This is a genomic window from Streptomyces sp. NPDC055243, from assembly GCF_044544025.1.
Taxonomy (GTDB): Bacteria; Actinomycetota; Actinomycetes; order Streptomycetales; family Streptomycetaceae; genus Streptomyces.
In genome coordinates this window covers 621,073-629,548 of record NZ_JBITWR010000003.1, presented here as the reverse complement: position 1 = coordinate 629,548, position 8,476 = coordinate 621,073, and the positions used below count along the sequence as shown (strand labels likewise).

The 8,476-nt window shown below is 72.3% G+C and carries 6 protein-coding genes; 5 read left to right on the top strand and 1 reads right to left on the bottom strand.

The window, feature by feature from the left end:
• Window positions 1-450: 450 nt before the first annotated feature.
• Window positions 451-1,188 carry an ElyC/SanA/YdcF family protein gene (locus ACIGXX_RS12635; RefSeq protein WP_351160712.1) on the bottom strand — a complete coding sequence of 246 codons (738 nt, stop codon included), beginning with the start codon at window positions 1,186-1,188 and terminating at the stop codon, window positions 451-453.
• Window positions 1,189-1,368: 180 nt separating this feature from the next.
• On the opposite strand from ACIGXX_RS12635, the gene ACIGXX_RS12630 reads away from it, so the two are divergent.
• The 5 genes from ACIGXX_RS12630 to ACIGXX_RS12610 all read left to right on the top strand — a co-directional run bounded on the left by ACIGXX_RS12630 (window position 1,369) and on the right by ACIGXX_RS12610 (window position 8,476).
• Window positions 1,369-2,286: a sirohydrochlorin chelatase gene (locus ACIGXX_RS12630; protein ID WP_399975134.1), complete on the top strand. Its 918-nt coding sequence runs from the start codon at window positions 1,369-1,371 to the stop codon at window positions 2,284-2,286.
• Window positions 2,287-2,365: 79 nt separating this feature from the next.
• Window positions 2,366-3,691, top strand: a complete 1,326-nt coding sequence (locus ACIGXX_RS12625; protein WP_351160186.1) for a deoxyguanosinetriphosphate triphosphohydrolase — start codon at window positions 2,366-2,368, stop codon at window positions 3,689-3,691.
• A 129-nt stretch (window positions 3,692-3,820) separates the two neighbouring features.
• The gene (locus tag ACIGXX_RS12620; protein WP_351160183.1) at window positions 3,821-5,083 is read left to right on the top strand and encodes an FAD-dependent oxidoreductase; all 1,263 of its coding nucleotides are present in this window, start codon (window positions 3,821-3,823) and stop codon (window positions 5,081-5,083) included.
• A 44-nt stretch (window positions 5,084-5,127) separates the two neighbouring features.
• Window positions 5,128-7,035, top strand: a complete 1,908-nt coding sequence (gene dnaG, locus ACIGXX_RS12615; RefSeq protein ID WP_399975131.1) for a DNA primase — start codon at window positions 5,128-5,130, stop codon at window positions 7,033-7,035.
• Window positions 7,036-7,153: 118 nt separating this feature from the next.
• Window positions 7,154-8,476 (top strand): RNA polymerase sigma factor, encoded by a 1,323-nt coding sequence (locus ACIGXX_RS12610; protein ID WP_351160178.1) that lies wholly within the window; start codon window positions 7,154-7,156, stop codon window positions 8,474-8,476.

The following is an 8,476-nucleotide window of genomic DNA, read 5'->3' as shown; positions in this document are numbered from 1 at the left end:
GGACGGACCACGACCGGCACTCGGCGGACGAGCGGTAGAAGGCGGACGCGCCCCGGCTCAGGGCCCAGGGGCCAGATCCCTCAGCGAGGGTCGTGCCCCTTTAGGGGCGCGGGGAACTGCGCGAGGACGGACCACGACCGGCACTCGGCGGACGAGCGGTAGAAGGCGGACGCGCCCCGGCTCAGGGCCCAGGGGCCAGATCCCTCAGCGAGGGTCGTGCTCCTTTAGGGGCGCGGGGAACTGCGCGAGGGCGGACCACGACCCGCACTCGGCGGACGAGCGGAAGTGGGCGGACGCACCCCGGCTCAGGGCCCAGGGGCCAGATCCCTCAGCGAGGGTCGTGCTCCTTTAGGGGCGCGGGGAACTGCGCGAGGACGGACCACGACCGGCACCCGGCGGACGAGCGGAAGCGGGCAGACGCACCCCGGCTCAGGGCCCAGGGGCCAGATCCTAGCGAGGTGCCGCCAGCGCCCGGTCCACGCCGGGCTCCCGGGGCCCCAGGAACCGCGGATCCGGTTGAAACGCCGCGTCCACCGCCGCCTTGCCCGCCGCGACGACCTCCCTCGCGCCGCCGTAGTACCAGGTCGCGTCGTGCTTGGCGTCGACCCCGACGCCGTACGACGTGACGCCCGCCGCGCGGCAGAGCGCGACGGCCCTGCGTATGTGGAAGCCCTGGCTGATCAGCACCGCCCGGTCGACGCCGAACACCTTCTTGGCGCGCACGCAGGAGTCCCAGGTGTCGAAGCCCGCGTAGTCGCTGACGATCCGCCGTCCCGGCACGCCGCGCTCGGTCAGATAGGCGCGCATGGCGTCCGGCTCGTCGTAGTCCTCGCGGCTGTTGTCGCCGGTGACGAGCACGACCTCTATCCGCCCCGCCTCGTACAGCTCGGCCGCCGCGTCCAGGCGGTGCGCGAGATACGGCGACGGCTCGCCCTCCCACAGCCCGGCGCCGAAGACGACCGCGACCCGTGTGCGCGGCACGTCGGCCGTCGTGTGCAGGCGTCCCTCCGCCGTCACGAAGAGCCAGGTCGCGGGCAGCAGCGCCACCACGCAGACGGCCATGAAGACCTGCACGGCCCGCCGCTGCCCCCGCCGCGTGCGCGGCAATCTCAGGCGGCCGAGCCGGGCCAGGCAAGCGCGGGTCCAGACCCGCACGCCGGACGGCCCCGTCGACCCCGACCGCCGCATCCACCCCGGCCGCTCCATCGCGTTCCCCCGTGCCCCGCTGCCGGATCCCCCCGATCCGATCACTGCGACAACGGTAAGCGACCGCACTGACAACGCCCCGGCGCCGTCGGTGAGCCAGGCCGAAAGCACCCGTCACCGGCGCGCAACGCGACCGCAATACGGCGCGTCCATCCTCGGTCCATGACGCCGTCGAACCCTCTTCGCGACGAGTCCGGCAGTACCCCTCTCGAAAGTACGGCGCACATCATGAACCGGATCAGCAGCCAGCTCGGCAACCAGCTCACCCTCGTGTCGCTCGACGGCAGGCGCCGCACCGCACCGGCGCCGGCGTCGGCGCCCGACCTCGTCGTGGTCGGCCACGGCAGCCGTGACCCGCGCGCCCTGGCCACCGTCACGGAGCTCCTCGAACGGGTCCGTGAGCTGCGGCCCGGGCTCACCGTGCGCCTCGGCCACATCGAGCTGAACGAGCCGCTGCTCACCGACACCCTCGCGGCGGCCACCGGCTCCGCCGTCCTGGTGCCGCTGCTGCTCGGCCGCGGCTACCACGTCAAGCACGACATCCCCGAGGCCGCGGCCGCCGCGCCGCACCTCGACACGCGCGTCGCCGCCCCGCTCGGCCCGCACCCCCTGCTCGTCGACGCGCTGCACGAACGGCTCGTCGACGCGGGCTGGCCGGACCGCCTGGGCCGGGCCGGGCGGCGCACCGCCGGAGTGGTCCTGGCCGCCGCGGGCTCCCGCGACCCCCACTCCGCCACGGACACCCGCCGCACGGCGGACCTGCTGGCCCAGCGGCTCGGCGTACCGGTGGTGCCCGCGTACGCGTCGACGACCGCGGCCTCCGTGCTCAGCGTGCCCGCCGCGGTCCGCGCCCTCGCCGCCCGCGGCCGCCACCGCACCGCCGTGGCCTCGTACTTCACGGCCCCGGGCCGCTTCGCCACGCAGTGCGCGGATGCCGCACCCTGGATCGCCTCGGCCCCGCTCGGCGCCCACCGGGCGATGGCCCGCCTCCTCCTGCACCGCTACGACCAGGCGCGCACCGACGCCACGGCGACCACGGCCGCAACGCTGGTTCCGCCCCGTCAGCTGACCTCCGCGTGACCGGTGCCCGACCTGCGCCCGTCGGCCACCGAGGGGCCCTGAAGCCCTCTTTGTCACTGCTTGCGTTTACTGTCGGTGCATGGAAGGCACTGCACCGAACGCGTACGACGGCGAGTACGACGACGAGGCGGCCTATGACAAGGCCGCCGTCGAGCGATGGGCCACCGAGCCGGACAAGCGGCCGGGGCGCACCGCCTTCCAGCGGGACCGCGCGCGCGTCCTGCACTCCTCCGCGCTGCGCCGCCTCGCCGGAAAGACGCAGGTGGTCACCCCCGGCACGCGCAGCAACGAGGCGTGGGACGCCAGCGCGCGCACCCGCCTGACGCACTCCCTGGAGTGCGCCCAGGTCGGCCGCGAGCTCGGCGCCGCCCTCGGCTGCGACCCCGACCTGGTGGAGACGGCCTGCCTCTCGCACGACATGGGCCACCCGCCCTTCGGGCACAACGGCGAGCAGGCGCTGAACGAAGTAGCCGAGAGCTGCGGCGGTTTCGAGGGCAACGCCCAGTCCCTGCGCCTGCTCACCCGCATCGAGCCGAAGCGCTTCGTGCGCAGCGAGGAGACGGACGAACTCGTCAGCGTGGGCCTCAACCTGACCCGCGCCGCCCTGGACGCCGCCACCAAGTACCCCTGGCCGCGCGGCGGTCACCCCACCGACCCCGCATCCCCCAAGTTCGGGGTCTACGAGGACGACCGGCCGGTCTTCGACTGGATCCGCAAGGAGGCCCCGAGCCGCCGCATCTGCTTCGAGGCCCAGGTCATGGACTGGTCGGACGACGTGGCGTACTCGGTGCACGACATCGAGGACGGCCTGCACGCCGGGCACCTCGACCCGAACCTGCTGCACGCCGAGCCCGAGCGCCGGGACATCTTCGCCGTGGCCATCGGCCGCTACGTACCGGCGGACACCGACCCCGAAGAGCTCTCCGCGGCCCTCGACCGCCTCCTGGAACAGGAGTGGTGGCCGCACGGGTACGACGGCTCGGCCATCGCCCAGGGCCGCCTGAAGGACGCCACCAGCCAGCTCATCGGCCACTTCTGTCTCGCCGCCGAGACCGCCACACGCCTTCGGTACGGCAAGGGCCCCCTCACGCGGTACGCCGCCGAGCTCGTCGTCCCGCGCGAGGCCCGCCACGAGTGCGCGGTCCTCAAGGCCGTCGCCGACCGCTACGTGATGCAGCGCCCCGCCCAGGAGCGGCTCCGCGCCGACCAGCGGATCGTCGTCGCCGAGCTGGCCGAGGCGCTCACGGCCCGCGCCCCCGAAGGCCTCGACCCGCAGTTCCGCGCGCTCTACGACACGGCGCCCGACGACCGCGCGGCGCTGCGCGTGGTCGTCGACCAGATCGCGTCGCTCACGGACGCCGCCGCGCGCTCCCTGCACGCGCGGCTCACGGCAAGACACCGCTGACATATGCGGAATGAGCCGATCGACCACGGGGCGTGACGAAAACTGGCCGGATCGGGTCGCAACCCCTTCCCCCATCACGCTCCGTGCGGGACGCTCCCCCCTGACGGCAAGGCTTTGAGGAGGCATCAAGTGGTCGACGCGGATCAGACGTTCGTCATTGTCGGAGGAGGTCTCGCGGGCGCGAAAGCGGCCGAGACACTCCGGTCCGAGGGCTTCACCGGCCGGGTGATCCTCATCGGTGACGAACGCGATCACCCGTACGAGCGCCCACCCCTGTCGAAGGGATATCTCCTGGGCAAGGAGGAGCGCGAGAGCGTCTTCGTCCACGAACCCGCCTGGTACGCGCAGGCGGACGTGGAGCTGCACCTCGGCCAGACCGTCGTCTCCGTCGACCGCGCCGCCAAGGCCGTCCACCTCGGTGACGGCGCCGTCATCCACTACGACAAGCTGCTTCTGGCCACCGGCGCCGAGCCGCGCCGTCTGGACGTCCCCGGCACCGGCCTGGTGGGCGTGCACCACCTGCGCCGCCTCGCGCACGCCGACCGGCTGCGGCAGGTTCTCGCCAGTCTCGGCCGGGACAACGGCCACCTGGTGATCGCCGGAGCCGGCTGGATCGGCCTGGAGGTCGCCGCCGCCGCGCGGACGTACGGCGCGGAGGTCACCGTCGTCGAGCCCGAGCCCACCCCGCTGCACGCGGTCCTGGGCCCCGAGCTCGGCCAGATGTTCACCGACCTGCACGCCGAGCACGGCGTGCGCTTCCACTTCGGCGCCACCCTCACCGAGATCACGGGCCAGGACGGTCTGGTCCTGGCCGCCCGCACGGACGACGGCGAGGAGCACCCGGCGCACGACGTCCTCGCCGCGATCGGCGCGGCGCCGCGCATCGCGCTCGCCGAGGCCGCCGGTCTCGACATCGCCGAGCGCGCGCACGGCGGCGGCGTCGTGGTCGACGCCTCCCTGCGCACCTCGGACCCGGACATCTTCGCGGCGGGCGACGTGGCCGCCGTGCACCACCCGCTCTTCGACACCAGACTGCGCGTGGAGCACTGGGCCAACGCCCTGAACGGCGGCCCGGCCGCGGCCCGCGCCATGCTCGGCAAGGACGTGACGTACGACCGGGTGCCCTACTTCTTCTCCGATCAGTACGACGTGGGCCTGGAGTACTCGGGATGGGCGCCCCCGGGGTCGTACGACCAGGTCGTGGTCCGAGGCGACGCGGGGAAGCGGGAGTTCATCGCCTTCTGGCTCAGCGAGGGACGGGTGCTCGCCGGGATGAACGTGAATGTGTGGGACGTCACGGACACCATCCAGAAGCTGATCCGCACGGGCGCGCGACCGCCCGCCGAGTCCCTCTCGGACCCTTCCGTCCCGCTGGAGTCGCTGCTCGGGTGAAGGGGCAGGGCGGGAGTGTCGGAGCAGGGCCGTAGTATTCCAACGTGGCAGGCAGGATCAATGACGAGGACGTGAAGGCGGTTCGGGACGCGGTCCCGATCGACGCCGTGGTCTCCGACTACCTCCAGCTTCGGAACGCGGGCGGCGGCAACCTCAAGGGCCTGTGCCCCTTCCACGACGAGAAGTCACCGTCCTTCCAGGTCAGCCCCAGCAAGGGTCTCTTCCACTGCTTCGGCTGCCAGGAAGGCGGCGACACGATCGCCTTCGTGATGAAGATCGACCACCTCACCTTCTCGGAGACGGTCGAGCGCCTGGCGGCCCAGGCAGGCATCACGCTGCGCTACGAAGAGGGCGGGTACAACCCCTCGAACCAGCGCGGGGAGCGCATCCGCCTCGTCGAGGCCCACAAGATCGCCTCGCAGTTCTACATCGACCAGCTGGAGAGCCCCGAGGCGGAGATCGGCCGCAAGTTCCTGGCCGAGCGCGGCTTCGACCAGGCCGCCGCCGCGCACTTCGGCGTCGGCTACAGCCCCGCGGGCTGGGACCACCTCACCCGCTATCTGCGCGGCAAGGGCTTCACCGACAAGGAGCTCACCCTCTCCGGCATCTCCCAGGAGGGCCGCCGCGGGCCCATCGACCGCTTCCGCGGCCGTCTGATGTGGCCGATCCGCGACATCAGCGGCGAGGTCGTCGGCTTCGGCGCGCGCAAGCTGCGCGAGGACGACAACGGCCCGAAGTACCTGAACACGCCCGAGACGGCGATCTACAAGAAGTCCCAGGTCCTGTACGGCATCGACCTCGCCAAGAAGGAGATCGCCAAGACCAGCAGCGCGGTCGTGGTCGAGGGCTACACGGACGTGATGGCCTGCCATCTCGCCGGCATCACGACCGCCATCGCGACCTGTGGCACGGCCTTCGGCGGCGACCACATCAAGATCCTGCGCCGCCTCCTGATGGACAACGCCACGGCCGAGGTGATCTTCACCTTCGACGGTGACGCGGCCGGCCAGAAGGCCGCCCTGCGCGCCTTCGAGGACGACCAGAAGTTCGCCGCCGAGACGTCCATCGCGATCACGCCGGGCGGCATGGACCCCTGCGAACTGCGCCTGGCGCAGGGTGACGTGGCCGTGAAGTCGCTGGTCGAGTCCCGCACCCCGCTCTTCGAGTTCGCGATCCGCCAGATGGTCGCGCGGCACAACCTGAACACCCCGGCCGGGCGCGCGGCCGCCCTGGACGAGGCGGCGCCGATCGTCGCGGGCATCAAGAACATCTCCATCCAGCACGAGTCGGCCGTCCAGCTCGCCGGGATGCTCGGCATCATGGACACCCAGTTCGTGGTCAAGCGCGTCGCCCAGCTGGCGCGTTGGGCCCGCGACCGCGGCGGCAGGGGCCCGGCCCCGCAGCAGCAGCGCACGCAGCAGAACCAGCAGTACGCGGCCGCGGCGCCGACCGCGCCCTCCGGCCCCGCGCTCACCCTGCGCAGCCCCGCCCACCGCACCGAGCGCGAGCTGCTCAAGCTGGCCCTCCAGCGCCCGGAACTGGTCTCCCCGGCCTTCGACGCGTACGGCGTGGACGAGTTCACCGCGCCGCCGTACGCGGCGGTGCGCCAGTGCGTCGAGGAGGCGGGCGGCGCCGAGGCGGGCATCCCCGAACCGCAGGCCTACCTCGCCCGCGTCCTGGACGCGGCGCCGGACAACACCGTGCGCGCCATGGTCACCGAGCTGGCCGTCGAGGCGATCCTGCGCAAGCAGGTGGACGAGATCTACGCGGGCATCCAGCTCGTCCAGGTCCGGCTGCGCGCCGTGGACCGCCGCATCCGCGACGTCCAGGGCAGTCTGACCCGCCTGAGCGGCCAGGGCGACGCCGCCCAACTGGCCGCCGTGCAGAACGAGTTGTGGGTCCTCCAGCAGTACGCGCGGGCCCTGAGGGAGCGCGGCGCCGACGCGCTCTGAGGTTCACACCCGGCGAGGCTGGTTACCCGGCGGGTAACCACTCGGTCACGCACCGGACTCAAAAAGTCACCGCACGCCCCTCGTGGCGGCCGTGTGTCGTACCCCACACTGGGTTGCGGTGCCTGAGTCCTCGGAGCGCGGCCGGCCCGCAGACAGCGGATGCGGATCCGGTACACCCGCGATTCCACACATCGTGTTCGGGACGGACAGCGGCGAGGCCGTCGAAGCCGATCCCGCTGTACCGCTGCCGCACGCCTCAGCAGCGATCATCATGGAGGTCGCCCCCGTGCAGACCCAGACCCTCACTCAGACCGAGACCGCCGGTGCCGCGGAAGCGGAGGCGGCGGTGGATACGGACGTCATAGCGGCCGTACCACCGCAGAGCCGAGCCGCGCGGCACCCGGAGGCGGGTCCCGAAAGTCCCGAAGCGGAAGCGGCCACCGAAGCTCCGGACGCCCCGGAGGCGCTCGAACCGGACAGCGGTGAGCTGCCCCTGCCGCCCGCACCCCGCGGGCGCGCGGACACCGGCGGCCCGTCGTCCGACCTGTTCCGGCAGTATCTGCGCGAGATAGGCCGGATTCCCCTGCTCACGGCGGCGGAGGAAGTGGAACTGGCACGCGGCGTCGAGGCCGGTCTGTTCGCCGAGGAGAAGCTGCGCCTCGCCGTCGACCTGGACTCGCAACTCGCCCTGGACCTCGACAAGTTGGTCGTCATGGGCCGGATGGCCAAGCGCCGCCTGATCGAGGCGAACCTGCGCCTGGTCGTCTCCGTCGCCAAGCGGTACGTGGGGCGCGGACTGACCATGCTCGACCTCGTCCAGGAGGGAAACCTGGGCCTGATCAGGGCGGTCGAGAAGTTCGACTACGCACGCGGCTACAAGTTCTCCACGTACGCGACCTGGTGGATCCGCCAGGCGATGTCGCGGGCCCTCGCCGACCAGGCCCGCACCATCCGCGTCCCCGTGCACGTCGTGGAGCTCATCAACCGCGTGGTCCGCGTCCAGCGCCGCATGCTCCAGGAGCGGGGCTACGAACCGACACCCGAAGAGGTCGCGGCCCACCTGGACCTGCCGCACGAGCGGGTCAGCGAAGTCCTGCGCCTGGCGCAGGAACCGGTGTCGCTGCACGCGCCCGTGGGGGAGGAGGACGACGTCGCGCTCGGCGACCTCATCGAGGACGGCGACGCGACGAGCCCCGTCGAATCGGCGGCCTTCCTGCTCCTGCGCGAGCACCTGGAGGCGGTGCTCTCCACGCTCGGCGAGCGCGAACGCAAGGTGGTCCAGCTGCGCTACGGCCTCGCGGACGGCAGGCCCCGCACCCTGGAGGAGATAGGCCGGATCTTCGGCGTGACACGCGAACGCATCCGCCAGATCGAGTCCAAGACCCTCAACAAGCTGCGGGACCACGCCTTCGCGGACCAGCTGCGCGGCTATCTCGACTAG